At 69.2% G+C, this 26495-nt stretch carries 20 protein-coding genes; 8 read left to right on the top strand and 12 right to left on the bottom strand.

All coding sequences use genetic code 11. From position 1 onward, the window contains the following. Positions 1 to 360 precede the first annotated feature (360 nt). Positions 361 to 3210 (top strand): Ig-like domain-containing protein, encoded by a 2850-nt coding sequence (locus tag LXT21_RS32305; protein WP_254042057.1) that lies wholly within the window; start codon positions 361 to 363, stop codon positions 3208 to 3210. Positions 3211 to 3299: 89 nt separating this feature from the next. Here the strand turns inward: LXT21_RS32305 and LXT21_RS32300 are convergent, their stop codons facing one another. Then, entirely contained in the window at positions 3300 to 4475 is a 1176-nt protein-coding gene (locus LXT21_RS32300; RefSeq protein WP_254042056.1) for an ankyrin repeat domain-containing protein, read from the bottom strand. A gap of 541 nt (positions 4476 to 5016) precedes the next feature. Between LXT21_RS32300 and LXT21_RS32295 the strand changes: the two genes are divergently transcribed. Next, a complete protein-coding gene (locus LXT21_RS32295) occupies positions 5017 to 7878 on the top strand; it encodes an Ig-like domain-containing protein (RefSeq protein WP_254042055.1) in 2862 nt (953 codons plus the stop codon). A gap of 7 nt (positions 7879 to 7885) precedes the next feature. On the opposite strand, the gene LXT21_RS32290 is transcribed toward LXT21_RS32295, so the two are convergent. Further along, positions 7886 to 8380: a hypothetical protein gene (locus LXT21_RS32290; protein WP_254042054.1), complete on the bottom strand. Its 495-nt coding sequence runs from the start codon at positions 8378 to 8380 to the stop codon at positions 7886 to 7888. Positions 8381 to 8677: 297 nt separating this feature from the next. Between LXT21_RS32290 and LXT21_RS32285 the strand changes: the two genes are divergently transcribed. Beyond that, positions 8678 to 10297, top strand: coding sequence for a serine/threonine-protein kinase (locus LXT21_RS32285; protein ID WP_254042053.1), 1620 nt, complete (start codon positions 8678 to 8680; stop codon positions 10295 to 10297). 41 nt (positions 10298 to 10338) lie between these two features. Here LXT21_RS32285 and LXT21_RS32280 read toward each other — a convergent pair whose 3' ends face one another. Beyond that, complete coding sequence (locus LXT21_RS32280) at positions 10339 to 10719, bottom strand: helix-turn-helix domain-containing protein (RefSeq protein ID WP_046717224.1); 381 nt, start codon at positions 10717 to 10719, stop codon at positions 10339 to 10341. Positions 10720 to 10902: 183 nt separating this feature from the next. After that, positions 10903 to 11433 (bottom strand): hypothetical protein, encoded by a 531-nt coding sequence (locus LXT21_RS32275; RefSeq protein WP_254042052.1) that lies wholly within the window; start codon positions 11431 to 11433, stop codon positions 10903 to 10905. Between the two features lie 400 nt (positions 11434 to 11833). On the opposite strand from LXT21_RS32275, the gene LXT21_RS32270 reads away from it, so the two are divergent. After that, positions 11834 to 12025, top strand: coding sequence for a hypothetical protein (locus LXT21_RS32270; protein ID WP_254042051.1), 192 nt, complete (start codon positions 11834 to 11836; stop codon positions 12023 to 12025). Between the two features lie 18 nt (positions 12026 to 12043). On the opposite strand, the gene LXT21_RS32265 is transcribed toward LXT21_RS32270, so the two are convergent. Continuing rightward, positions 12044 to 12433 (bottom strand): response regulator, encoded by a 390-nt coding sequence (locus LXT21_RS32265; RefSeq protein ID WP_254042050.1) that lies wholly within the window; start codon positions 12431 to 12433, stop codon positions 12044 to 12046. Positions 12434 to 12656: 223 nt separating this feature from the next. On the opposite strand from LXT21_RS32265, the gene egtB reads away from it, so the two are divergent. Next, positions 12657 to 14000, top strand: a complete 1344-nt coding sequence (egtB, locus tag LXT21_RS32260) for an ergothioneine biosynthesis protein EgtB (RefSeq protein WP_254042049.1) — start codon at positions 12657 to 12659, stop codon at positions 13998 to 14000. 18 nt (positions 14001 to 14018) lie between these two features. Further along, entirely contained in the window at positions 14019 to 15041 is a 1023-nt protein-coding gene (gene egtD, locus LXT21_RS32255; protein WP_254042178.1) for an L-histidine N(alpha)-methyltransferase, read from the top strand. A 73-nt stretch (positions 15042 to 15114) separates the two neighbouring features. Here egtD and LXT21_RS32250 read toward each other — a convergent pair whose 3' ends face one another. The 7 genes from LXT21_RS32250 to LXT21_RS32220 all read right to left on the bottom strand — a co-directional run bounded on the left by LXT21_RS32250 (position 15115) and on the right by LXT21_RS32220 (position 19850). Next, positions 15115 to 15300, bottom strand: coding sequence for a hypothetical protein (locus tag LXT21_RS32250; protein WP_223750918.1), 186 nt, complete (start codon positions 15298 to 15300; stop codon positions 15115 to 15117). Between the two features lie 197 nt (positions 15301 to 15497). Continuing rightward, entirely contained in the window at positions 15498 to 15965 is a 468-nt protein-coding gene (locus LXT21_RS32245) for a CoA-binding protein (RefSeq protein ID WP_254042177.1), read from the bottom strand. A 484-nt stretch (positions 15966 to 16449) separates the two neighbouring features. Further along, complete coding sequence (locus LXT21_RS32240; RefSeq protein ID WP_254042048.1) at positions 16450 to 16989, bottom strand: hypothetical protein; 540 nt, start codon at positions 16987 to 16989, stop codon at positions 16450 to 16452. Positions 16990 to 16992: 3 nt separating this feature from the next. Next, the gene (gene bacM / locus LXT21_RS32235; protein WP_046717230.1) at positions 16993 to 17442 is read right to left on the bottom strand and encodes a bactofilin BacM; all 450 of its coding nucleotides are present in this window, start codon (positions 17440 to 17442) and stop codon (positions 16993 to 16995) included. A 3-nt stretch (positions 17443 to 17445) separates the two neighbouring features. Further along, positions 17446 to 18339: a ParB/RepB/Spo0J family partition protein gene (locus LXT21_RS32230; RefSeq protein WP_254042047.1), complete on the bottom strand. Its 894-nt coding sequence runs from the start codon at positions 18337 to 18339 to the stop codon at positions 17446 to 17448. A gap of 94 nt (positions 18340 to 18433) precedes the next feature. Then, a complete protein-coding gene (locus LXT21_RS32225; RefSeq protein WP_255653697.1) occupies positions 18434 to 19246 on the bottom strand; it encodes a ParA family protein in 813 nt (270 codons plus the stop codon). 283 nt (positions 19247 to 19529) lie between these two features. Continuing rightward, positions 19530 to 19850 carry a hypothetical protein gene (locus LXT21_RS32220; RefSeq protein WP_254042046.1) on the bottom strand — a complete coding sequence of 107 codons (321 nt, stop codon included), beginning with the start codon at positions 19848 to 19850 and terminating at the stop codon, positions 19530 to 19532. Between the two features lie 4637 nt (positions 19851 to 24487). Here LXT21_RS32220 and LXT21_RS32215 point away from each other — a divergent pair. Further along, positions 24488 to 25036: a hypothetical protein gene (locus LXT21_RS32215; RefSeq protein WP_254042045.1), complete on the top strand. Its 549-nt coding sequence runs from the start codon at positions 24488 to 24490 to the stop codon at positions 25034 to 25036. A 1005-nt stretch (positions 25037 to 26041) separates the two neighbouring features. Further along, positions 26042 to 26191 carry a hypothetical protein gene (locus LXT21_RS32210; RefSeq protein ID WP_254042044.1) on the top strand — a complete coding sequence of 50 codons (150 nt, stop codon included), beginning with the start codon at positions 26042 to 26044 and terminating at the stop codon, positions 26189 to 26191. The last annotated feature ends 304 nt before the right edge of the window (positions 26192 to 26495 follow it).

Here is a 26495-nt window from a genome sequence, read left to right as displayed (position 1 = left end):
CCATGAATCCCCGGCGTGCCCCCGGGCCATGTGACGGGAGTGTCACGCAAGTCTCGCTTGCGGGTCCTTCCAGACCACTCCGAGCGCGCCGCTCTCCCACGGACGGTGGGTGTCACTTAAAACACCGTTATCACTGAAACTGTCCGATTTTCGGTGACTGGACAATTTCAACCACTGTGGAGTATTCCACCAATACGCGCTGCCTGCGGGGGGGAGCCATCCACACATCCTGGACGTGTCCGCTCTGGCGGAGGGCCTTGGGTCCTCCTTCAGGACGGGTCTTCGTGCGTCCAGGCGCCCCCGGAGGTGCCGCGCCCTGTGCCAATGACTGGCACCGGCTCTTCGCCTGTCCGGAGACCCATGTTCCACCCCGCCTCGTCGCGGCGTGTCACGCGTCCGTCGGCCCTCGTCGGCCTGCTGACGGTGCTGCTCGCCTTCCTGTCCACGCCTGCGTCCGCGCAGACGCAGACCAACACGCAGTCCACCCAGCGCGCCGTCAACTTCCTCAGCTCGGACGTCGCCACGTGGGTGACGGGCAACGGCTGCGCGGCGTGCCACCGCGTGGGCGCCTCGACGTTCGGCCTCGCGGCCGCGCGGGCCAACGGCTACGACATGACGGCCGTCGTCGCCAACGGGCGGACCAACCAGTACAACCTGGAGTTCCTCGGCCAGCGCATCGCGACGGAGCAGTTGGCCAACGGCTCGTGGATTCACGAGGGCTCCTCGTTCCGCAACGAGAAGACGTCCTACGCCACGTTCGGCCTGGCCGGGTATGACCAGTCCGTGTCCACGCAGTACAGCGCCACGCTGGTGGCGGCGGCCAACTGGGCGCTGCTCACGCAGGAGGCCAGCGGCCGGTGGCCGTCGGACTACACCAACTTCCCGGTGAACCACGGCAGCGTGCCCACCACGGCGCGCATCATGGTGGGCATCGCCCAGGCGAAGCAGCGCGTGGACCCGGCCCGGGCCGCGCAGTACCAGGCGTCGCTGGACCGCGCCGCCGCCTACCTGCGCGCCAACCTGGACAACGCGGACCAGGGCGCCACGGGCAACGGCATGCCGTACACCTTCCAGGTGGCCTGGGCCGTGGTGGGCCTGAAGGCCGCGGGCCCCGGCCCCTCCAACGCGAACCTCACCGCCATCGACACGCTGGCCAACCGGCTGCTCGCGCGCGCCTCGCCCGGCAACCCGGGCTGGGGTGACTTGCACAACGCCGCGGCCAACGACATGGCCACCGGCAGCGCCATCTACGCTTTGTGCCTGGCCGGCCGCGAGCCCGCCACGGACCCGCGCGTGCGCAGCAGCATCGAGTGGCTCAAGACGCGCCAGTCCGCGGACGGCAGCTGGCGCACGGGCTCCGTCACGTTCGACATCCCCACGACGTTCGCGGCGCTGGGCCTGTCCTGCTACGGCGACTTCAGCGTGCACGTCACGGTGGTGGGCGAGGCGCGCAAGCAGCTGCTCATCGGCTCGCAGCAGGGCCAGCAGACGACGTTCACCTTCAACGTGAAGAACCACGGCTACCAGGCGGACACGTACACGCTGAGCACGTCGGGCGGTCTGCCCGGCTGGGCCTCCTTCCCCAACCCCGTCAGCCTCTTCCTGCCCGCGGGCGGCGAGGGCACCGTCACCGTCACCGTCAACGCGCCGTCCAACCTGCTGCCCGCGCTGACGTCCGAGTTCACCCTCACCGCCGTCTCCGGCGGCGCCCCGGGCGTGTCCGGCTCCGCGCGCGTCAACGCCTACACGCCGCCGCTGCCGCCCGTCACGGGCATGGCCACCACGACCACCATCCAGACGCCCGCGGTCAACGCGCACATCACCATCGGCACGGGCAACATCCTGTCCGCGCGCGTGCGTGACGCCAACAACAACCCCGTCGTGGGCCCCACCAACGGCGTCGTCACGTTCTACGTGGCCGGTGTCCCGGTGGGCGCGGACGCGGACGTCAACGCGGACGGCCTGTTCACCTTCGACTGGGTGCCGCCCGCGGACTCGTGGACGGTGACGGGCGCGCAGGACTTCCGCGCGGTGTACTCGGGCATCGAGCGCTCGGCGCCGCAGTCCAACCTGCTGGGCAGCACCGACGCGCGCACGGTCATCATCGACCCGTTCCCGCACCTGACGCCGTCGGTCACCATCGGCAACCCGCCCGCCTTCACGCGCGAGACGACGCTGGACATCTGGGGCTACGCCACGCCGCGCGCTCCGGGCGCCTACGTCACCTACGCGGCCTTCATCATCAACGGCGCCACCGTCATCCCGCTCACGCCGGGCAACGGCGGCCTCATCTACACGACCATCACCCTGCAGGAAGGCCCGAACATCATCCAGCTCACCGCGCGCGACAGCTTCGGCGGTGTCACCACCAAGCAGGTCAACCTCACGGTGGACCGCGTGCCGCCGGTTCTCACGGTGCAGTCGCCGGTGAACGGCGCGGCGCTGGGCCAGCTCAACGTGACGGTGACGTCGTCGGTGCAGGACCAGACGCCGGTGCGCGTGGAGACGCAGTGGGTGGCGTCGTCCATCCTGGAGTTCGGCAACGGCACGGTGGAGCACACGGTGCCGATGAACTACGGCGACCAGGTCATCCTGGTGCGCGCCACGGACAGCGCCTTCAACGTGACGGAGAAGCTGGTGTTCATCTGGGTGGACCCGGGCACGCCCGTCGTCTCCACCAACCCCGGTGACAACCAGACCTTCGGCGCGCAGCCCAACAACCAGCTCGTGTACACGGTCAACGTGCAGTCCCTGTCCGGCACGACGGTGCGCATCAACGGCGGCGCGCCCCTGTCGGTGGGCCGCGGCGGCGGCGCGGTGCAGAGCACGCTGACGCTCACCCCGGGCGTCAACAACCTCTCCATCGTCACGCTGAGCGAGACGGGCGTCTCCACCACCACGACGCGTCGGGTGAACTACGACGTGCAGGCCCCCACCGCCACGCTGCTGTCGCCCGCCTCGGGCGCCACGGTGAGCGGCACCATCACCCTGCGCGCGCGTGTCACCGACAACTTCGGCCCCATCACCAACGTGGGCTTCAGCCGCGACATGTCCGGCATCCGCCCGGGCACGCAGCAGGCGAACGGTGACTGGACCGCGTCACTCGACACCACCGAGCTGCTGGACGGCTCGCACACCGTCGACGTGTGGATGAGCGACGGCGTGGGCAACTCCACGGTCCAGCGCTTCAACTTCTTCGTCGACAACTGATGCATCCGTAGGTCCGGGGTGGCCTCTTCGTCGGAGGCCACCCCGTTGCTTCATGTGAGCCCCATCCCCGTGGGCCCACGCGGGACCGCTCAGCCCAGGAGCGCGGCCAGCTTCTCGTGGCCCTTCTGCCGGGCGCGGTCGGCCGCCGTCTCTCCCGCCTGGTTGCGCAGCGACTTGTTCGCGCCCGCGGCGAGCAGCACCTCCACCACCTCCTGCAGGCCGTTGCGCGCAGCCGTGTGCAGGGGCGTGTTCCCATCCACATCCGGGATGTCCGGGTTGGCCTTGCGCGCGAGCAGCGCCTGCACGCTGTTGGTGAGCCCCTTCCACGACGCGAGGAACAGGGCCGTCGAGCCCGACTCGTCGCGCGCGTCGACGTCCTGCGTGGGCCGGTGCTCCAGCACCAGCGCCAGCGCGGCGAAGCGCTTCATCGCCGCGTAGTGCAGCAGGTTCTGCTGGTCCGGCCCGACGGGCTTCGTGGTGTCGAGCCCCGTCTCCAGCATCGCCTTGATGACCGAGGGCGGCTGCCCCAACCCCACCGCCATGGACGCGGGCGTGACGAGCACCTTCTCCGGCGGCGTGCCCAGATCCACCCACTCATCCAACGGCGAGCCCGCGGCGACGAGCGCCAGGACGAAGTCCTCCGGCAGCCGGGACAGCAGCGCCTTCGCCAGCGCCGTCTCACCCTTCCGGTCCTTCGTCCCCGCCTTCGCGCCGTGCGCGAGCAGCAGCTTCACCGCCGCCCCCGCCATGTGCTCACGCTCGCCCTTCTTGTACCGGTCCCCCTCACGCTCGCGGTACAGCTGCACCAGCAGGTGCAGCGGCGCCAGGCCGGACGTGCCCACCGCGTCCGGGTTCGCCCCCGCCTTCAACAGCGCCTCCGCGATGCCCAGGTGGTGCGTGCGCAGCGCCAGCTCCAGCGGCGTCACCGACGCCTTGTCGCTCACCCCATCCGCCTTCGCCCCACGCGCGAGCAGCACCTCCACCGCCCCGAGCGTCTCCGGCGACGTGCCGCGCACACAGACCTGGTGCAGCGCCGTCCAGCCCTCCTCCTCGTCACTGTCCGCGCCCTGCGCCGCGTTCACGTCCGCGCCCGCGTCCAGCAGGACCGCCAGGATGTCCCGCGCCTGGGCACCCTCGCGCGAGGCCGCCACGCCGAGCGGGGCACGACCGAACCCGTCGCGGACACTCCAATCCGCCGTCGCGACCCGAGCCTTCACGGCGGCGACATCGTCCTGGGAGATGGCTTCGAGCAGCGCTTGCGACATCGAGGGTCTTCCTTCCTGTCCCCACGCGCGAGCGACGAGCACCGGGATGGGCCGCGAGATGAGGCGCGAGACAGGCGGCCTTCCTCGCATGTTTCAGCGCGCACCGTCAGCAGCCAACCGCGATGACACGATGCATCCACCCCCGCGAGCGGTGCATCGGGACTTCGCGAGTCCGGACACACCCTGGAGTCTGACATTGTGAGAGCCCCGGCTCGCGCGCCGCGAGAGCACAGGGCCCGGCTCCTCGCCCGCTGAGCGACTGGGTGCTCGGGCACGTTACACAATGACTGTCATTCGGGATTCCATGGACAGGCGGAATCGACTCGTGGATTCCCAATCAAATCCCCCGCGCTCACCCAGTATGCCGCTCTCACGGACAACCTTTTCGCGGCCCGGTGCTGGGTCTGATGACACCTTCTACACAAGCCCTCCAGGCAGGCTCGAAAGTGCGCGCTCCTTTGTTTGTGATTGAGCGCGTGCGGGTCATGATTCATCCCGGGCGCTGAGTCTCTGGGCGTGAACCGCGCGCGGGCCCGGCTCCATGGGTACACGTCCGATGTCCATCCGCGCGCTCTCGCTTCGTTCCGTCTCGCCCTCGCTGCTGGGGCTCGTGCTCGTCACGCTGCTGTCCGCCACGACCTCTCGCGCGAACGAGCGCGTGGAGGCGGCCCAGCGCGCGCTCGACTTCGTCAGCGCGGACGCCGTCACGTGGACGAAGGACCAGGGCTGCACGTCGTGCCACCGCCACGGCGCCACGCTCTTCGGCCTCACCCAGGCCAGCGCCAACGGCTTCGACCTGGACACCGTCACCACCAACGGGCGCACCAACCGCGAGAACATGGAGCGGCTCGCGCGCGACCTGCTCGTGGGCCAGGACACGAGCGGCTCGTGGTCGCTGGAGGGCATGCACTACCGCAACGCGTACACCAGCTACGCGGCCTTCGGGCTCGCCGGCTACGACGCGAAGGTGGGCAACCGGCACTCGGAGGCGCTCGCGCGCGCGGCCGACTGGGCCGTGAGCACGCAGGAGATGAGCGGACGCTGGGTGGAGGACTATCCCCTCAGGCCCGTGGGCGCCTCCACCATGGGCGTCACCGCGCGGCTGATGACGGCGCTCGCCCAGGCCCGCGTGCGCGCGGACCCCGCTCGCGCCGCGAGGTACCAGGACGCGCTCCGCCGCGCCGCCGCGTACCTGCGCGAGCACCTGAACGACCTGTCCGAGGGCCCGTTCGACGACGCCCAGCGGTACACGTATCAGGTGGCCTGGGCGGCCGTGGGACTGAAGGCCGCGGGCCCCGGTGAGCAGGGTGAGAACACGGTGGCGCTGGAGTCCGTGGCCACGCGGCTGCTCGCCACGCGCACGCTCGACGACGCGCCGGGCTGGGGCAGCATCGACGGAGACACTCCGGACGAGACCTCCACCGGCTTCGCCCTGTACGCGCTGTGCCTCGCGGGCCGCACGCCGGAGCAGGAGCCGCGCGTGGCCCGGGCGCTCGAGTGGCTCACCTCGCGGCAGGCCGAGGACGGCGGCTGGGGCGTGGGCACCTCCCGCCATCCGGACATCCCCACCACCTTCGCCACGCTCGCGCTGTCCTGCTTCCCCGAGAAGGGTGACGGCGTCAGCGTCACCGTGGACGACGCCGCGAGCAAGCCCGTGGCCCAGGCCCTGCCCCACCCCCAGCGCGTCACGTACACGCTGACGGTCCTCAACCTGGGGCTCCGCGCGGACACGTTCGCGCTCGAGGCCTCGGGCGGACTGCCGGGCTGGACGGCGACGCTGGACCGCACCACCGTGACGCTCGCTCCTGGCGAGCGGACGTCCCTCACGCTCTCGGTGGGAACGCCCATCGAGCTCGCTCCGTCCCTCACCTCGGAGGTCCGGGTGACGGCCACGTCGATGAGCCGGCCCGGCGTGTCGGGCGCCACGCTGCTCACGGCGTACACGAATCCTCCGCCGCCCACCGAGGGTGTGGAGACCATCACCACCGTGCTCGCGGGGGCGCAGCTCACCGTGGGGCGGGACAACCCGCTCTCCGCCCGGGTGACGAGCGCCGATGGCTGGAGTGCGCGAGGGCCAGGGCTGGGGCAGGTGACGTTCCAGGTGGCTGGCGTCACCGTGGGGACGGACCACGACGCGGATGGGGACGGCGTCTACTCGGTGGTGTGGCGTCCGCGTGGGAGCTGGGGCGTGTTGGGCGACTCGGAGGTGCGCGCGGTGTTCTCCGGCGTGACGCTCCAGCCGCGGGAGCTGGACCGCCTGGGCAGCACCGGGACGCGCGCGGTGGAGATCCTCCCATCGCCCGACCCGTTGCCCTCGGTGACGCTGTGCGGCCTGCCCGACTTCATGGGCGAGACGAGCCTGGGCGTGTGCGGCTTCGTGACGGCGCTGGCGCCCGGGGCCCTCATCGAGTCCGCCGCGTTCATCCTCCACGGCGAGGAGTACCCGGTGGTGCCCCAGGACAGCGGCGGCTTCGTGTGGACGGAGCTCCCGCTGCGCGACGGCCTCAACGTCATCCAGCTGGTGGCCACGGACACGTTCGGCGGACGCGCGAGCCAGCAGGCCACGGTGCGCGTGGACGCGGTGGCACCCACCCTCACGGTGCTGTACCCCGCGGAGGGCTCGATGGTGGGCTCGCTGCTGACGGAGGTCCGCGTGTGGGTGGACGATGCCTCCCCCGTGCGCGTGGAGACCAACTGGGTGCACGTGACGGAGGTGCCCGCGGGCGGAGGACTGGTGGCGCACCAGCTGGCGCTCAACCCCGGGGCCAACGAGGTGTTGATTCGCGCGACGGACGCGGCGGGCCACGTGACGGAGCACGTGCTCACCTTCTGGGTGGACGCCGAGGCGCCGTGGCTCGTGGCGGGCCTGCCGGACGGGTGGCTCGTGGGGCCGCAGCCCGGGGACATGATGGACTACGAGCTGGCCGTGTACTCGGAGTCGGCCACGCGGGTGGAGGTGACGCCCGGCGGAGGCACGTACGAGGTGCCGCGCGGCGGCGGCGTCTTCATGGCCCGGCTGCCCCTGGTGCCCGGGGACAACGTCTTCACGATGGTCGCGACGAGCGAGACGGGCCTGAGCACCACCCTCACCCGCACGGTGCGCTACGACAACATGCCCCCGCGCGCGCAGCTGCTCTCGCCGGGACCGGACGAGGCCGTGTCGGGCATCGTGGTGCTGGAGGTCCGGGTGACGGACGACGTGAGCGGCGTGAGGAGCGTCGCGTTCACGCGGGACGGCTCGGGCATCCGCGCGGGGACGGACTGGGGGGACGGCCTCTGGACGGCGGAGCTGGACACGCGGGAGCTGCTGGACGGCCCGCACACCGTGGAGGTGTGGCTGGAGGACCACGCGGGGAACTTCGTCATCCAGACCTTCCCCTTCGTGACCCTCAACCGGCCGTAGCCCGAGGTCAGCGAGGCAGGGGCGTGGCCACGTAGTCCGTCCCCTGGTCCGCGTGGCAGCCGTGGCACGTGTCGTGTCCCCGGCCGTAGTAGTTGTCGTCGTAGTCCGGACCGAAGCCCTCGTAGAAGATCCAGGTGTCCTTGCCGGTCCCCTCGGCCACCTTCACGTCGAGGGCGTGGCCTCGCGACGTACGGCCATCCGATTCGAACAGCTCCTTCACGGTGATGCTGCCCACGGGGTGGACGCGGTTCCCCTCCGCCATGGAGCGGGCCAGCACGTCGTTGAAGAACACGCGCACCCGGTCGCCATGGGAGCGCACCGAGCGACGCGGTGCCGGCTCCGCGAGCCACTCCCGGTAGCGCCCCTCCCGCACGAAGGCGGTGATGCCCGCCTCGGACGTGTCCAGCCCGCCGACCTCCCCCAGGCCCTCGTCCACGGACGACGAGGGTCCACAGGCGACCAGCGCCAGGAGCACGGTGCACGGCAGGGAGGTGGGACGCACGCGGGACCTCGAGCGAAGAGGCGCGGACCGGAGCCGGCCCGAGCGGGACTTCCTCGCTACGCCGGGACGCGCCCACGGGTTACAGCCCGGGGATTTCCGGGGGTTTCATCCACGGCGTGACAGGACACGACCTGTTCCATCACTGAATGTGGTGCCTCCCTGTTAGGTTCGCTACCCAGGAGGTCGTCACCCAGTGTTCCAACCCCACCCCAGGGTCATGCCGATGATTGCCCCCTTTGCACACCGGCCCGTTGCGTCCCCCATCACCCTCATGGCCCACAGCCCCCGAGGCACCCCATGATGACGGGCCATCCCCTCGCGCTGCGTCCCGGGATGAAGGTGGGCCCGTGGCGCGTCCGTGCCCGACTGGGCCAGGGCGCCTTCGGCGCGGTGTTCCAGGTGGAGCAGGGCGGGCGCCTCCACGCGCTCAAGTTCGCGCTGCGAGGACCGGGCAGCGAGGACCTGGACCGCACGGACGCGCGCGCCGTCCGCGAGCTCGCGTGTCTGCTGCACGCCGTGCATCCGCATGTGGTGCGCGTCTGGGCGCACGGGCGCTGGCCGGATGTCCGGACGGGCTACCACTACGTGGTGCTCGACTACGTGGAGGGCGCCACGCTGGCCACGTGGGTGAAGCGCGAGGCCCCCTCCGCGCGGCGCGTGGCCCGGCTGTTCTCCCAGCTCGCGTGGACGCTCGGAGAGCTGCACTCGCGCCACGTCTTCCACCGAGACCTCAAGCCCTCCAACATCCTCGTGCGCGCCTCGGACGAGTCGCCCGTCCTGGTGGACTTCGGCAGCGCCAACCACGCGGAGTCGCTGCCCCTCACCGAGGGCCCGCTGCCTCCGGGCACGCCCCAGTACCGGAGCCCGGAGGCCCTGCGCTTCCACCGCGAGCACCACGCCCAGCGCGCCGCGCGCTACGCCTTCCGCGCCACGGATGACCTGTATGCCCTGGGCGTCTCGCTGCACGAGATGCTCACGGGTGCGCCGGCCTTCTCGCTCACGCTGCCGCGCGAGGTCCTCTCCGAGCACATCGAGACGCGCATGCCCGCGCCCGCGTCCTCGCTCAACGAGCGCGTCCCGAACGAGCTGGACGCCATCACCCAGCGGCTGCTGCGCAAGAAGCCCGAGGAGCGGTTCCAGGAGGGAGGCTCGCTGCACGCGGCGCTCGAGGCGGCCTTGCGCGCGGCGACGCCCGAGTGGGACCGGCCGTTGTTCCCACGGACTCCGTCTCCCACGGACTCGGAGGTGAATCGGAGGAAGGTGCCACCGGACGACGCCTCCGCGAGTCCGTGGCCCGTGCGACTGGCGCGAAGACACCTGCGGCACGCGACTTCGTCGGGAGGCTCCCATGTGAGCAGTGGATCCGAGGGCGCCCATGCGCACGAGCACTCCGTGGATCCACGCTCGGATGCGCATCCCCCCACGAGGCACCCGTCCGAGGGCGACCGCTCACATGAGCGCGACGAGGAGCCGCGCGAGGGTGGACGCCCCCGCACCAGGACCCCCTCCGAGGACGCCCACGCACATGAGCACTCCGTGGATCCACGCGAGGCCGCGCGTCGTCGCGCGAGGACCTCGTCCGAGGGCACCCACTCGCACCCGAGGCCCTCCTCCGAGGCGAGGCGCGCCCACCCGCGCGCCTCCACCCCACCCCGTGGAACCCGCACCGTCCCCAGGCGCATCACTCCGACGGAAGAGGCCCTCGCCCTCGCGTGGCTGCGCCGGGTGGACCCCGCTCACTGGAGCCGCGCGCGGAAGCTCTGGATGGCGGGCACGTGGCTGGGCCTGTTGTTCTTGTTCGGGGGCACCTTCGCCGCCCTGCGCTGCACGCTGGAGACGGCCCTCGAGAGCGCCGCGCACCCGGGCGCATCCCTCCAGTCACCCCGCCCCGAGCGGATCCGCGACCGGCGCCCGTGACGCCGTCACCCACGGCCCCGTGCACACGGGGCCGCGACGCGTCACTTCTTCTTCTGCTGCATCGCCGAGGCGACCAGGTTCATCAGCTTCAGCTGCACCGGGGACAGCTTGCGCAGGTTGCGCATCAGCCGCCGCATCTCCGGCGTGTCGTCCTCGCGCGCCTTCGCGCCCGACTTGTCCTTCGCGGGAGGCGGCGCCGCCAGGTCATCCCCCAACCCCAGCAACTGGTGCGGCGGCACGTTGAGCACCACGCACAGTCGCCGCAGGTTCTGCACGCTGGGGAGCATGTGGCCCCGCTCCAGGCGCCCATACACCTCCGACGCCATGCCGATGCGCTCCGCCACATCCGCCTGCGTCAGTCCCATCCGCACCCGGGCGGCCCTCGCCGCCGCGCCCAGCATGCTCGCCAGTTCTGTGTCCATGCCTGTGTCAGTCGTCCACGAAAGGGGGGCCCTACCCAGGTGCCACGAGGGCTCCTGGATAACCCTGAAGGTCGGGTACTTTCACCATACCTTCAGCGTTTTTTCAAACACGCGCGACGCCTCGCGTCGCGCCCGCCCACGCCTCTGGTGGCACGCCTCCACGCGCTCCGGCGAGCCCCCGCCTCACGGCGCTGACGACGGTGTGCTCTCCGCGATGTCCATCAACGCGCGACGCCGCTCCGCCGCCGTGAAGAGCATCGCCAACGGCAGCCCCAGGAAGACGGCGTGCAACACGATTTGGGCGAACTGCGGCACGTCGAGGAACCACGGGTAGTAGCCGCGCGCGACGAACTGGAAGTCCACCAGCCACACACCGATGCCGAACAGCATCCCCACCGCGGCCTGGAACTCCCAACGCCCGCGTCCATCCGGCGGCAGCATCGCGTCCAGGAACGAGTAGAACACCCCGACGATGGCGGCCAGCGCCAGGTGCATCCCCACGCCCAGCATCACCAACGTCCCCAGCGGGTAGTCCTCGCCGAAAGCCCGAGGCCCCAACACCACGCTCGCGGACATGCGCACCGGCCGCCACGGGCTGTCACCCGAGGCCAGGGCCATCACCACTTCCGCGAGCGCCAGCACCACGCCCGCGGCCACTCCGAACAGCAGCCCGTTCGTGGCAGACCAGGGGGTGTACCGCCTCCGTGCCGCCATTTGGCTTCTCCTTGTCCGGGGACACGTCGCCCCATGTGTCAACGTGAGCACGTACGCCATCCACGGGCAGCCAGCGCACGGCGACGGCTCGGGATGTCGCCTCCCCCTCGGGCACCCGGACGGCGCTCAGAGGGGCCCCGGCGCTCGCCCTGCCCCCGCCCGGACTCCCAGGCCCCCGCCCGCTCGCCACCTGTCGTTTCTTCCGTCTCCCAGGGCGCTGATCTGTAACTCCTTCAGGCTCAAACCTTCTCCCCCGCAGCTGGGCTCCGAGTCCCAGGCGCCATCGCGTGGGCACGGCATTGGCATAGGGCTCCGGCCGATGCCCCTGCAGCTTCGCCAGCGTCCGCAAGGACCTCATCGGATCCACTACTCGCCCCAAGCGTGGCGAGAGGTGGGGCGCATGAGCGCGGAGGCCTTCGGCGAGCTCCAGGGCGCGCTGGAGCGGCTGGGGGACGCTTCGGTCAGGGGGCCGTTGCCGGAGGGCGGCGGGGCGGGGCACCACCGGCTCTCACGCCACGGGCTGGTGCTGGGCTACGCGTGGGATGACCGCTCGCGCACGTTGACGCTCCTGTCGCTGGAGCGCGAGCCGTGAGCGGGCACGCGGCCTGCCTCACGCGGCGATGGGCAACATGCTGCGCACCGCGTCCAGCAGCTCCTCCACGGAGAAGGGCTTTCGCAGGAGGCCGTTGGCGCCATGGGGGATGTCCGTCGTCACCGCGGTGAGCACCATCACCGGCACGTTGCGCAGCCTGGCGATGGACTTACGTCGCTCGAGGAACTCGTGTCCGTTCATCTCCGGCATCATCAGGTCGAGCAGGATGAGGCCCGGCACGTAGCGCACGTCCGTCAGCTCCTCCATGGCCTCGCGGCCGTTGCAGGCCACGGTGACGTCGTAGCCCTCCACTTCGAGGATTTCAGCGATGGCGGCCCGGATGTCGTCCTCGTCCTCCACGACGAGCACGGTGCTGTGCTTCGCGGCACTGGACATGGCGCGCAGCATAGAGGCCCCCTCCCCCTCGCCGCGACCGGGGGCCCTGTACGACGCGGGGATAGTGGACAGAACTCCGAGCGGCGCACGCCCCGCGCGAGGTGTCGACGAGGTGACGACACACCTCGCGCGTCGGCCGCTCTCCACGGAAACGTACATTCCAACACGAGGGTCTCGGGCCCCGGGGGCCTGGGACTTACCTCCGCGCCCAGGCACTCCCTAGGTTGAGTCCGCCATGTCCCGCACGATGGGCCGCTCGACCACAGCACCGACAGGGGATGGAACGAGGCAGGCGTGGAAGGCGCGCGCCTGGGCCCAATTGGAGACCGCGCGCGCGCGGGTGCTGCGCATGCTCGCCGGGTTGCCCGAGCGGGTGTTGATGAACCAGCACTCGCCGCTGATGTCGCCGCTCATCTGGGACGTCGCGCACGTGGCGAACTACGAGGAGCAGTGGCTCTTGCGCGCGCTCGGCGCCCCGGCCCTGACGGACCCGGCCTTCGACACCATCTACGACGCCTTCCGACATCCCCGGAGCACACGCTCCACGCTCCCATTGCTGCCGCCCGAGTCCGCCTTCGCCTACGCCGCGCGCGTGCGAGAGGCCGTGCGCGCGCACCTGTCCGAGCGCGTGCCGGAGGACAGCGACACACCGCTGCTCGCCGGTGGATACGTCTTCGGCATGGTGGCGCAGCACGAGCAGCAACACGCGGAGACGCTCGCGGCCACGCTCCAGTTGATGACGGAGGTGGAGTACCGCCTGCCGCCGACGCCCGCGCGCCCCACGCCCGTGTCCGTGTCTCGACACCCCGTGCTCATCCAAGGCGGCGTCGCGCGACTGGGCAGCACGCACCCGTGGGCCTTCGACAACGAGCGCCCGGTGCACACGCGCGAAGTGCGCCCGTTCCTGATGGACGCGCACCCCATCACCAACGGCGAGTACCAGGCCTTCATCGAGGACGGCGGCTACGACGCGCCACGCTGGTGGCACCCGAAGGGCTGGGACTTCGTGCGCGCACAGAAGCTCGCCCATCCGCAGTTCTGGTTGCCGCAGCGGGAGGGCCCCTGGCTGCGCAGGCGCTTCGGTCAGGTGGAGCCGCTGCCCACGGACGAGCCCGTGCAGCACGTGTGCTGGTACGAAGCGGACGCCTACGCGCGATGGGCGGGCAAGCGTCTGCCCACGGAGTCCGAGTGGGAGCGCGCCGCGCACGGCGCCCGCGGCGTGACGCGTGAGCACCCGTGGGGTGACGCGGCTCCCACCGCCGCGCACGCCAACCTGGGCGGCGACACGTGGGGCCCGTTGCCGGTGGGCAGCCACCCGGAGGGCGTGAGCGCCGAGGGGGTCTGGGGCCTGCTGGGTGATGTGTGGGAATGGACCGCGAGCGACTTCCAGCCCTACGCGGGCTTCGGCGCGTTCCCATATCGCGAGTACTCGGAGGTGTTCTTCGGCGACGAATACAAGGTGCTGCGAGGAGGAGCGTGGGCGAGCGCGCCGGTGGCGGTCCGCAATGGATTCCGCAACTGGGACTACCCCATCCGCCGGCAGATTTTCGCCGGCTTTCGTTGTGCGTCAGAGGCGTGAGGAGAGGCGATGAGCTCGATGGTGGAGGCGGTGGAGACGACGACGCTCGAGGAGAAGCCCAATGGCTTCCCCGGGGTGAAGGTGGAGGTCTACGTGAAGCCGGGAGATGCCCGGCGCGCGCTCAAGCAGGAGGTGCTCCAGGGGCTGTGCAACACCCCCAAGGAGCTGTCGCCGAAGTGGCTCTATGACGAGCGCGGCAGCCAGCTCTTCGACGACATCACCCGCCTGCCGGAGTACTACCCCACGCGGCGCGAGCGCGAAATCCTGCTCGCCCACGCCGGGGACGTGGCGCGGCTGAGCGGCGCGACGACGCTCATCGAGCTGGGCAGTGGCACCAGCGAGAAGACGCGCCTCTTGCTGGACGCGATGGAGGCGGCGGGGCAACTGTCGCGCTTCGTGCCCTTCGACGTGAGCGAGTCCTTCCTGCGCCGCGCGGCGGGGACGCTGGCGCGTGAGTACCCGGGCATCAGCGTGCACGCGGTGGTGGGCGACTTCGAGCACCACCTCAACCGGCTGCCCCAGGGGGGACGGCGACTGGTGGCCTTCCTCGGAGGCACCATCGGCAACCTGAAGCCCGCGCAGCGCGCGCGCTTCCTCGCGGAGCTGTCCTCGGGCCTGCGCCCCGGTGACGGACTGCTCCTGGGCACCGACCTCATCAAGGACCGCGAGCGGCTGTACGCCGCGTACAACGACAGCGCGGGCGTGACGGCGGAGTTCAACCGCAACGTGCTGCGCGTGCTCAACCGCGAGCTGGGCGCGGACTTCGACCCGAACGGGTTCGAGCACTTCGCGCCCTTCGACGAGCACAACCGCTGGGTGGAGATGCGCCTGGTGTCGCGGCGCGAGCAGACCGTGTGGATGCAGTCGCTCAAGCGCCGCGTGGACTTCGCCGCGGGCGAGGTGCTGCGCACGGAGGTCAGCTGCAAGTTCGAGCAGCAGCGCGTGGAGGCGGAGCTGGACGCGGCCGGGCTGGGGCTCGCCGCGTGGTGGACGGACGAGGCGGGAGACTTCGCCCTGTCGCTCGCGCTCAAGCGCGGCTGAGACGTCCGGACTCGGGCCTGGGGTCGGGTGTCACCCGGCCCTCGGGCCCGAGGGCTTCACGGCCCATCCGCGACTAACGGCGCGGGTTGCGACGCGAGGAGACGCGCACGGGCACGGGCTGCGCGACGGGGCGCGTCCACGCGTACCAGAGCGCGGCCAGCACGGTGACGGCCAGCCCGCTCGCGGCGAACAGCCGCTCACCCACGGGGCTGAGGTCCACGGTGGCAAGGTGGAGGGGGAGCATTCCGGTGAACGACATGCGGGGACTCCTTGCTGGGCGCTGCGTGGAGGTCCTGGGATGGGTCGGGGTGTTCACCCACCACGGGCCGGGGTAACGACAAGGTTAAGGACTCGCGACGGAATGGGGAAGTCCCCACTCCATCCTTCCATAATGCGTGGGACGCTTGGCGCTCGCGGAATGTTCAGGACCGCGCCACGCCTGCTTGCTCCCGGGCGTCACGAAGGACTCGCTCCGGACAGCTCCCGTTCCTGGGACAGCCGCGCCAGCTCCACCTTCATGCACCGGTCCTGCACCACGCGGATGCCCGCGCGCGCGAGCTGCTCGGCCGCTGCGTCATTGCGGATGCCCAGCTGGAACCACACCGCGTGCGGCTTCTTGGCGAGCAGGTCGGACACGTGCGCATCGATGTCCTCCGGGCGACGGAACACCTGCACCAGGTCCACCGGTCCGGGGATGTCCGCCACCGCGCGATACACGGGCCGTCCGAGGATGGGCTCCGTCTCACCGTGCACGGGCACGGGCACGATGTCGTAGCCGTGCTTCGCCAGATAGGCGGGCACCGAGTGCGCGGGCTTGTGCGCGTGGCTCTCTGGGCGGATGCCCAGCACCGCCACCCGTCGGGAGCGCGTGAGCACGTCCCGGACGCCCGCGTCGTCCTCGATGAGATTCGCTCTCCAGTCCATGACCACCTCCACCACGAACCACCGTTCAACGCCGGCCTCGAGCAGCGACCCGCCCATCCTCGCGAAGCCGTCACCCCCGGGGAACAGCCCACCCGTGAGGTCCGAGTCCCAGGCACAGACGCCCCAGCGCATGCCGCGTTGCGCTCGTGGGGGAGGCGAGTGGAACGGGGCCCTCCTGCCCGCCTGCTCGCAGTGGGGAGGGAGCACCGTCTGGGTCTGCGCCGATGGCGCCGAGGCAGATGTTCCACGAGGAGCAGTGGTGCCGCGGCGAAGGGAGCGCCCCGAGCAGACAGCGTCTCGTGCGCTCCCGTCGAGGCACGACGCCGCGTGAGCATGGGACACTCGAAGGGCGGATGCCGCCGAGACACGACGCCGCGTGAGCATGGGACGTGCGAAGGACGGGCCCCGCCGAGGCACGACGGCGGAAGACGCGCGGAGATGAGCGGGGACATCGCGCCCGGGAGACCCCGGTGCGCCGTGAGGCTCAGCGCGGCTGGGCCGCCTGGATCTCGATTTCGCGGCACGCCTCGGTGGCCAGCCGCACATCCTCCGGCGTGGCCCCCGGCAGCGTCGCGCAGAGGAACAAGTCGTTGCCCACGCGGCGCGCCCCGAAGAGCGCGGGCGCCGCGGCGCCGATGCCGCCGTCACCGTGCTTGGGCGCCAGCGTCACGCGCAACAGCGCGTAGGTGTCCTTCTCCTCTTCCTGGTCGAGGGACACCTCGAAGTTCTTCGACTCCGAGCGCACCCGGTCCGCCAGGTCCTCCACGGAGGACATCTCCTCGCCCTTGCCGCGTCGCAGGTCCACCCGCAGCACCGGGCGGCCGGGAGGGCCCGCCTGGAAGCTGTCATCGGGAGCCACCTGCGCGGACCAACCTTCGGGCAGCGGCACCTTCACACCCGAGCGCGACGTCTGCTCCGGGGAGGACGCGTCGGGGGAGTCCTTCCCCCCGTCGCAGCCCTTGCACCCGGACAGCATCGACAGCGCCAGCACCACGCCGGACGCGATGTGCCTGGCGCGCCGCACCGGCTACTTCTTCTCGCCGCCAGGAGGAGGAGGACGGGTGGTGTTGCCGCCCAGGTTCTCCATCTTCAGCGAGCCCTCGAAGATGACGCCCCGGTCCATCGACAGGGACGGCGTCTCCAGGTTGCCCTTCACGCGACCGGGCGTCTTGAGCTCGATGATCTGCGTCGCCTTCACGTTGCCTTCGACCTGCCCGTTGATGATGACGGTGCCGGCCTGGATTTCGGCCTGGACCTTGGCGCCATCACCGATGACGAGCACGTCCTTGGTGATGATCTGCCCCTGGAACTTCCCGTCGATACGGACCTGTCCCTCGAAGGTGAGCTTCCCCTCGAACTCGCTTCCCTTGCCCAGAAGCGTATGGACCTCACCAGAGCGCTGCGACACGGATTCCTCCTCCCGCTTGAACAAGGGCCTGCTGGGTGCTTCGTCTTTCTTCCCGCCAAGGAGCGCCACGCGCTACTCCTTCCTGAGCAGCTTCAACAGCCGGTCCAGGTCATCGTAGGAGAAGAAGTCCACCTCGATGGTGCCCTTTCCGGGGCTTCGTTCGGTCAACCGGACCTTCGTCCCCAATCGACGTTGGAGCTCCTCCACCAGGGACTTCACCTGCGGGCTCTGCTTCGGCGGCGTCTTGCCCGCATCCTTCTTGCCGTTGGAGCGACTCTGCTGGACCAGCCGCTCCGTGTCACGCACGGAGAGCTTCTTCTCGGCCACCTGCTTGGCCAGGTTCTGTAGCTCCGGCAGCCGGGGCACGCCCAACAGCGCGCGCGCATGTCCCATGCTCAGCGAACCGTCCGCCACCATACCCTTGACGTCCGCGGGCAGGGCCAGGAGGCGCAGGGCGTTGGCCACCGTCGAGCGCTCCTTGCCCACGCGCTGGCTGATCTGATCCTGCGTGAGCTTGAACTCGTCGGAGAGGCGCTTGTAGCCCTCGGCCTCTTCAATCGGGTTGAGGTCCGCGCGCTGGAGGTTCTCGACCAGGGCCAGCTCGAAGGCCTGGACCTCGGTGACCTCCTTGACGATGGCGGGGACCTCCTTGAGGCCCGCGGCCTGGGACGCTCGCCACCGGCGCTCACCCGCGATGATGCGGTAGCCGTCCTGGTCCTTGCGCACGAGGATGGGCTGGATGACGCCCTGTACGCGGATGGACTCGGTGAGCTCCTTGAGCTTCTCCTCGTCGAAGTGATGACGAGGCTGGTCCTTGTCCCGGTGGATGGACTCAATCGGGAGCTTGAGGACGCCGGCCTTGAGCGCGGCCTGCTCGGCGGCCTTGCCGCCACCGGGAGCGGCCTGGGGGATGAGCGCGGAGAGGCCGCGACCGAGGGCGCGTTTCTGCGTGTCTGCTTTCACCAAGACATGACTCCAGCGCCATGAGTCGGCTCACGGCGGGCATGGGCGGCGCGAGCGGACCGCGCGTGACGGTGGCGCACGGCGCGCGGCAAGGGTTTCAGGCCACCCGACGACGGGGAGCCTGACGGGGGGACTTGGGGGTGTCGCGCTTCATCAACTCGCGGCCGAGCGCCAGGTAGCTCTCGCAGCCCTTCGACTTGATGTCATAGAGGATGATGGGCTTGCCGAAGGACGGGCACTCGGACAGGCGCACGTTGCGCGGGACGACGACCTGGAAGACCTGGTCCTTGAAGTAGCCGCGCACCTCTTCCACCACCTGGTGGGCGATGTTGGCGCGCGCGTCGAACATGGTGAGGAGGATGCCCTCCATCTTCAGGTCCGGGTTGAGGCCCTGCTTCACCAGGTCGATGGTGTGCGTCAGCTGGGAGAGGCCCTCGAGCGCGTAGTACTCGCACTGCAGCGGGATGAGGACGGAGTCTGCGGCGGACAGCGCGTTGAGGGTGAGCAGCCCGAGCGAGGGCGGGCAGTCGATGATGATGTAGTCGAACTCGGCGGCGAGCGGACGCAAGGCGTCGCGCAGGCGGAACTCGCGGTTCTCCTGGCCGACGAGCTCCACCTCGGCGCCGGTGAGGTCGGGCGTGGCGGGGACGACCTGGAGGTAGCGCAGCTCGGTGGGGTGGAACAGCTCCTTCATGGGGCGTCCATTGAGGAGCGCGTCGTAGATGGTGCCGTGGAGCTTGTCCTGCTTGAGGCCCAGGCCGCTGCCAGCGTTGCCCTGCGGGTCCATGTCCACCAGGAGCGTGCGCCGCTCGGCGGAGGCCAGGCTCGCGGCCAGGTTGATGGCGGTGGTCGTCTTGCCCACGCCGCCCTTCTGATTGGAGATGCAGATGATTCGACCCACGAGCCCCATCCTCTCTCATGCCCGGCGAGAGCCAGGCGCCGTGCGTGATGCGGTGCACGGTTGCACGCTGATCCCGCTGCTAACATGCGCCTCGGTGTTGGATCAAATTCGCGGCGCACGTTACGCGGACGCTTCATCCGAGGGCCTGCCAGCCGGCCAAACGGCCTGATTCCGAAGACTTGGAAGAGTGGTCTTCATGCTGGAGAACCCGGCGAGCGGTGCCTTGGCATCCTGGGTTCGGGGTGTGGGCTCGAGCCCGCTCGGATGCCCTCCTTATAAGGAGGCGCGTGGGCTACTTGAGGCGGGTGCGCTCGCGTTGGAGCTCGGCGCGAAGGCGCGTGATTTCGTCGAGCAGGTGCCGCACATCCTCCGTGGCCTGGGTCCAGAGGTGCAGCGTTCCATCGAGGCCGACGACATCGAGCGCGTCCATCGCGGCGACGAAGGACTCGGACAGTTGGCGGTCGTGGTCGCGGAGCGTGCGTGATGAGTCCTCCATGTCGGCGAGGACCTCTTCGCGGGACGCGGCAGGGAGTGACCTCCAACGCTCGATGAGGAGCGCGGACTTCCACCGCCGGGAGATGTCGGACAGCGCTTCGTCATCAGCTGGAGACATGGGGTCTTCCTTCCAGTGGGAGGGGGACGTGGGGATGGAGGGTGTCCGGACACGACGTTCCTCGTGGAACATGGGTGGGGGTTCCGTGTTCGCGCCTCGGGGTGGTGGGAGTCAGCACGGCTTCATCTGGCTGACTGAGGATGGCGTCCCTGCTCTTGGTGTTCGCGTGACGGAGGTCGTGCGCATCGTCCGCAGGTTCGTTCTGCGCGTCATGCGGTCCCTCACGTGAGCCGCGCCGGCGTTCCACGCGGAACACCGCGTTGAGGCAGATGCGACCTGGTCAGCATCGCGACGACGCCACTTTCCGCGCATGCGACCTTGGTCTTTCGAGTTCCGCGCGGACCTCGAGGACCAGTGGGTTCGCACCCCATTGCGTGAACGAAGCTGCGTGACACCTGGAGGGAGGCCACGGGGAGTTCGGTTGGACTCGAAGCTGACTTCGCGAACTGCGTCACACGGATGCGGCGCCACAGGGACTCACCGTCGCGACGGCCACCCAAGTTCCACCCGGACTCGGTTCGCCCCGCCCCGCTTGAGTTCCCGCGTGGGCCGCGGACCGAGTTCCATCGACTTCGCGCCGATGCCGCGTGATGGATGGCTGAGCCTTCGTGTTCCTCATCCGGGTTCGATGAGGAACAGGCACTGACCTTCAGCGACTTCGGTCAGCTCCGATTTGATGTCGCGTCACGCGGGGCCGGGACTCAGCGCTCCTCATCCAAGCTCCCCCTGGAACAGGGCGACCTCCATCGACGTCTCGCGGCTCCGCGCCGATGGGGCATTCCAGTTCCTCAGCCACGCGCACCAGCGGCTGACAGCCATCAACTTCTCGCGGCTCCGCGCCGATGCCACGCCACACATGGATGAGACTTCCTCACCCATGTGGAGCGGGAGCCGACCGCCATCGACCTCGCTTCAGCATCGCGTTGATGCCGCGCCATGGATGGCTGACCTCCTTCGTGCCGGTCATCCGGGTTCGACGAGGAACAGCGACCGACCTCCCTCGACTTCTCCTGCTCCCTGCCGATGACAGGTCGCACGGGGCTGGACCTTCCTGTTCCTCATCCGGGTTCCACCTGGGGCAGGAGCCCAACTCCATCGACCTCGTTTGAGCCGACGCCGCGTGACGGAGGGCAGAGCCTTCCTGCCTCATCCACTTTCCACGTGAACCGATGACCGACCCATCGTTCCCCAGGTTCAGGCCGATGCCGCATCCGTGTACTGACCTGCGCCGAGTTCATCCACGTTCATGAAGAACAGGGACCAGCCTCTGACAGCGCCTCTTCGCCACCGCGCTACGTGTTGTTGGCCCGTCATGCGCCTCATCACGTTCCACCTGGACCAGGGACGGGCCTCCCATCGACTCCTCGCCGCTTCACGCCGATGCCGCAGCCGCGCCTCCGCCCTGCATCGACCTCGTCCGCGTTCCGCATGGAACAGGAACCGACCTCCATCAGCCTCCCGCCTGCTTCACGTTGATGCCGTGTCCGCGCCGCTGACGCGCATCGAGGTCGTCCACGTTCCACCTGGAACAGGAACTGACCTCCATCAGCCTCGCGCCTGCGTCATGTCGATGCCGTGTCCCCACCACCGACGTGCATCCAGGCCGTTCACGTTCCGCCTGGAACAGGAACTGACCTCCTTCAGCCTCGCGCCTGCCTCATGTCGATGCCGTGTCCACGCCGCTGGCGCACATCGAGGTCGTCCACGTTCCACCTGGAACAGGAGCTGACCTCCTTCAGCCTCGCGCCTGCCTCATGTCGATGCCGTGTCCACGCCGCTGGCGCACACCGAGGTCGTCCACGTTCCACCTGGAACAGGAGCTGACCTCCTTCAGCCTCGCGCCTGCCTCATGTCGATGCCGTGTCCCCACCACCGACGTGCATCCAGGCCGTCCACGTTCCACCTGGAACAGGAGCTGACCTCCTTCAGCCTCGCGCCTGCCTCATGTCGATGCCGTGTCCGCGCCGCTGACACGCATCGAAGTCGTCCACGTTCCACCTGGAACAGGAGCTGACCTCCATCAGCCTCCCGCCCGCAGCATGCCGATGCCGTGTCCCCACCACTGACGTGCATCGAGGCCTGTCCACGTTCCACGTGGAACAGGAACCGACCTCCATCGACCTCTCACCGCCAAACGGCGATGCGGCCGCTGCACCTGTGGACCTGCATCACACGCATCCGCGTTCCAGTTGCGCCGGAGACTCACCTCCATCGGATTCCCGCTGCTTCGCGGCGATGCGGCATCCGAACCTTGGAGCCCGCGTCGCGCGCATCCACGTTCCACGTGGAACCCGGCTGGCCATCCTTCGGCATCCTTCACACTTCGCGCCGACGCCGTTCAGTCACCACGCGCCTTCACGCCCCGCCTCCACGTTCCACGTGGAACGGTCAGGCCATCAACTGACGTGCGGCGCCGCGCGCCATCGAGGCGGCACCGTCATCCACTCACCTCGCGGTGCCCATCCACGTTCCACGTGGAACAGGTCCTGGCATCCGCCAAGCCTCTGCCGTGCTCAAGGCGAAGGTCGTGGACCCATCCCGTGGCGTTCCACGTGGAACACGATTCGACCCTCCAGGCTTCTCGACCCACTTGGCGCCGATGCCGCGCCACACATGCGATGGCCTCGCCGTACTCAGGTCGTGTTCCACGTGGAACCGCGGAGCCGCCATCCGCACGTCCTCGCAACCTTCATCGATGCGTTCGCGTGGTGCTCGACCTGAGGGTGCCCATCCCGTGGCGTTCCACGTGGAACACGAAACGACCTTCCACGCTCGAACCCAGGTGACGACCTGCGCGAGTACGCCTCCGTGCTGCCCATCCACGGTCCACGCGGAACGGTGGAGCCACGGAGCCACCATCGACACCTTCATCTCGCGGTGTCACGCCGGGTTCGGAGGGATGGCGTCCGTTCTGCGTTCCACGTGGAACACGGCTCGACCTTCCACAAGCGAGCCCAGGTGACGACCTGCGCGATGCTCATCCACGTTCCACGTGGAACACGAACAGGCATCCACGTGGCGCCTGTGTTGCTCCACGCCAGTGGGCTCACGCATCCGCCGACTGGCCTCATCCACGTTCCACGTGGAACACGAACAGGCATCCACGTGCCTCCTGTGTTGCTCCAGGTCGATGGACCCCTGCGCGTGCACATCTTCGTGAGGCCCATCTACGTTCCACGTGGAACAGGCATCCACCTGCTTCTCGTGCAGCTCGACTTGATGGGCTCACGAGCCCACCAACTGACCTCATCCACGTTCCACGTGGAACACGAACAGGCGTCCGCCTGCTTCTCGTGAAGCTCGACCTGATGGGCTCACGAGCCCACCAACTAACCTCATCCATGTTCCACGTGGAACAGGCGTCCGCCTGCTTCGCGCGCGCCTGCGCTTGATGGGCGCACGCATCCGACAGTTGGCCTCATCCACGTTCCACGTGGAACGCGAACAGGCGTCCTCCTGCTTCGCGCGCCTGCGCTTGCTGGGCGCACGCATCCGCCAACTGGCCTCATCCACGTTCCACGTGGAACACGAACAGGCGTCCGCCTGCTTCTCGTGAAGCTCGACTTGATGGGCTCACGAGCCCACCAACTGGCCGCATCCACGTTCCACGTTCCACGTGGAACACGAACAGGCGTCCGCCTGCTTCGCGCGCGCCTGCGCTTGATGGGCGCACGCATCCGCCAGCTGGCCTCATCCACGTTCCACGTTCCACGTGGAACACGAACGCGCCTCACCTGCAGCCCATGCCGCTTCACATCGGAACGCGTGGCATCCGAGGAGCCATTCCTCGTTCCACGTGGAACACGCCCAGGCTGTCGCAGCCGTCATCCTGCTTCGCCGTGATGCGACCTCAGGTACGCAGCCACCTTCGTCGTGCGCATGCGCGAGTTCCACGTGGAACACGGCACCGCCTTCACGAGTCCCTCATCCGCATGGGCTTCAGCAGTCCTTCGCGTGGTCACTCGTCCCGTTCGACTGAGGCTCGGACCGGCCACCCTGCCCTTCTTCTGGGTTCGTGATGGACCTCGGACAGGGACTTCTTCGCGGTGCTCTTCCACGTTCCACGTGGAACACGACATGGTCTCCGTGCGGTCCTCCGCCACCTTCGCGGCAACGAAGCGCATGGGTGCGTCACACGCACCATGCCGATGCGTGGTTCCACGTGGAACACGACATGGCCGACGTGCGGTCCTTCGCCACCTTCGCGACAACGAAGCGCATGGATGCCGTCACACGCACCATGCCGATGCGCCGTTCCACGTGGAACACGACGAGGCCTCGATGCAGACCTCTCCGCCTTCGAGGCGGGGCCGTTGGCGACAGCACTCGCCGCAGGCGGATGCACGGTTCCACGTGGAACACGACCTCGGTGCGGAGCTCTCCTCCTTCGTGGCAGGGCGGCCAGTAATGCGCCGGCACGCGACGCAGTCAGATGCGCGTTCCACGTGGAACACGACGGGACTCGACGCGGCCTCTCCGCGTTCGTGGTGGGGCGGCCAGTAAAGCAACTGCACGCGACACAGGCGGACGCGCGTTCCACGTGGAACACGACGGGACTGGGTGCGGACCTCTCCACCTTCGTGGCGGTGCAGCCAGCGGAGCACCCGCCTGAACTCCATGCGGACGCACGGCTCCACATGGAACACGAGATGACCTGGCCGTGGACTTCCCGCCTGCGCGGCAACGACATCAACGAGGTGCCGGCACACGCCACATGCCGATGCACGTTCCACGTGGAACACGACCTCGATGCGGACTTCTTCGCCTTCTCGGCGTCGAAGCCAGCGAGCCGATGGCACTCGCGGCATGCGGGTGCGCGGTTCGACTTGGTCCACGGCATGGCCCTTGGTGCGGACTCCTTCGCCTTCATGCCTTTCGAGGCCGTCGAGGCGACGGCGCTCGCCACATGCGGATGCGCGTTCCACGTGGAACGCCTCGTGGTCATCGGCGGGCTGCTCGCCCTTCATCGCGTCCACGCGGTGATGGCGGCGCGAGTCTTCGTTGTGGTGTCCGACTTCTTCCCGCGAAGACGGCCAGCGACTCAACCCACCTTCATCCGGTCGAACCGCATCGCGATGGCGAGCCCCAGGACACATGTTGCCGCTGCCTGTGCCGCATTCGTGGACCTGTCGAACCCGGACTGGCATCGGCCGACTCCTCGAACCGCCCCTGAAGGCGGGCACTGACGGCGCGCCTCCCCGTCATGGACCGATGCCTCACCCCACGCGCAACGAGGTCTGGCATCCCCCCCGTGTTGGACGCGATTCATGGAGGGTCGGCGGTCTCCACATGAGGTCAGCGACTCGGTCCTCTCCGTGCCCCCGTTCTCGGCGACCCGCCATCCGAACCGCTGCGCGAAAGCGTAGGTCACGGCTCGGGCACGCTGCGTTCCAGATGGGACAGGCCGGGCTCGTCCAACCGCGCATCGCTTCGCTGGTCCGGGAGGACGCGGCCCAGGTGACCGGCCAAGGAACCACACCGAATCCTTCGTTGGCTCGCGTCCTTGAAAACACGAGCGTCGTCAGCGTCGGACTCGTCTCCTCGGTGCCCAGCCGAGCTCCGCATGCAACGCAGTCGGATACTCCGCCAACGTCGATGGCATCGTGCAGGTGCGGTGCTCCACCGTGCACTCAGCACCAGGCCTCCGCCACTCCATGACAGGGACCGAGAGGCCAGCACTTCGTGGACTGGGGCTCTCGTCGAGAAGCCCCTCACCGTCCCGACGTGGACCTGACCCCGTCTCCACCCGCGTTCCACGTGGAACCCAGCTCGCGCATCAGTCGCTCACGCATCTGCAACTGTTCGTCTTGTCGCTCCAACATGGGTGACTCGGACGGCGCGCAGCACCGGAGTCCCGCGTCGACCTCGGGGCTCCAGGGGCCAGCCGGTCCAAGGGAGGCCTGCGCTTCATGCAACGGACCGAGCCCTTCGCCGGTTCGCTGACGACACGAGCGCGATTCATCGGCTCGAAAGGTCGACTCATCCCGCGCTGGAAAGCCTCCTCTCGCGCGAACTGCACTCGACTTCGCGACCTGCCGGTGTCCACCTCGCTCAGGATGCAGTCGGGCAAGCGAGCGTGGGCTCGTTCCATCGAGTCGCAGTGCTCGCGTTCCCCGTGAGCAGTGCCTCCATCACTTCACTCCGACAACGAGCATCCTCGCAGCCACTGACTCATGCATGAGTCGGTGCCCATGTCGCTCGAACCCGAGGACCTCAGCGGGCGCCTCACGCGGTCTCGAAGCGTGCGCGTGGGTGGACACCTCCGCGGATACAGCAAGAACTGGCTGACCGAGCCCTCCGCGGTGTCGCCCGAGAACGCCTCATCGACATGGTTCGAGTGACCCCGTCGACGTCCCGAAACACCACGCGCGGCCACTCGAAATCCGGCGGCGCTCGTGTCGTCCCGGTGCACGTACGGTTCGACGCGGCACCAGGCACACCGCACCCCACTGCATGCAACGGAGCGCATGCACGCACGCATCCCGCGTTGGCCTCCAAGCAGGGCGCTGCCTGACTCAAAGGAGCACTGACTTGCTCGCTCGTCGCGGCAGCGAACCGTGGGCCCCTCGCATGTGCACCGTTCCACTTCGGAGAGCGCTCGCCGCCTCGACTGCTCGTCTTCAATCGTCGTCGGAACTCTCGTGG

It is taken from the genome of Myxococcus guangdongensis (assembly GCF_024198255.1).
GTDB classification, from domain to species: Bacteria; Myxococcota; Myxococcia; order Myxococcales; family Myxococcaceae; genus Myxococcus; species Myxococcus guangdongensis.
The sequence above is the reverse complement of the archived record's forward strand: the minus strand, read 5'-3'. Positions and strand labels throughout refer to the sequence as shown.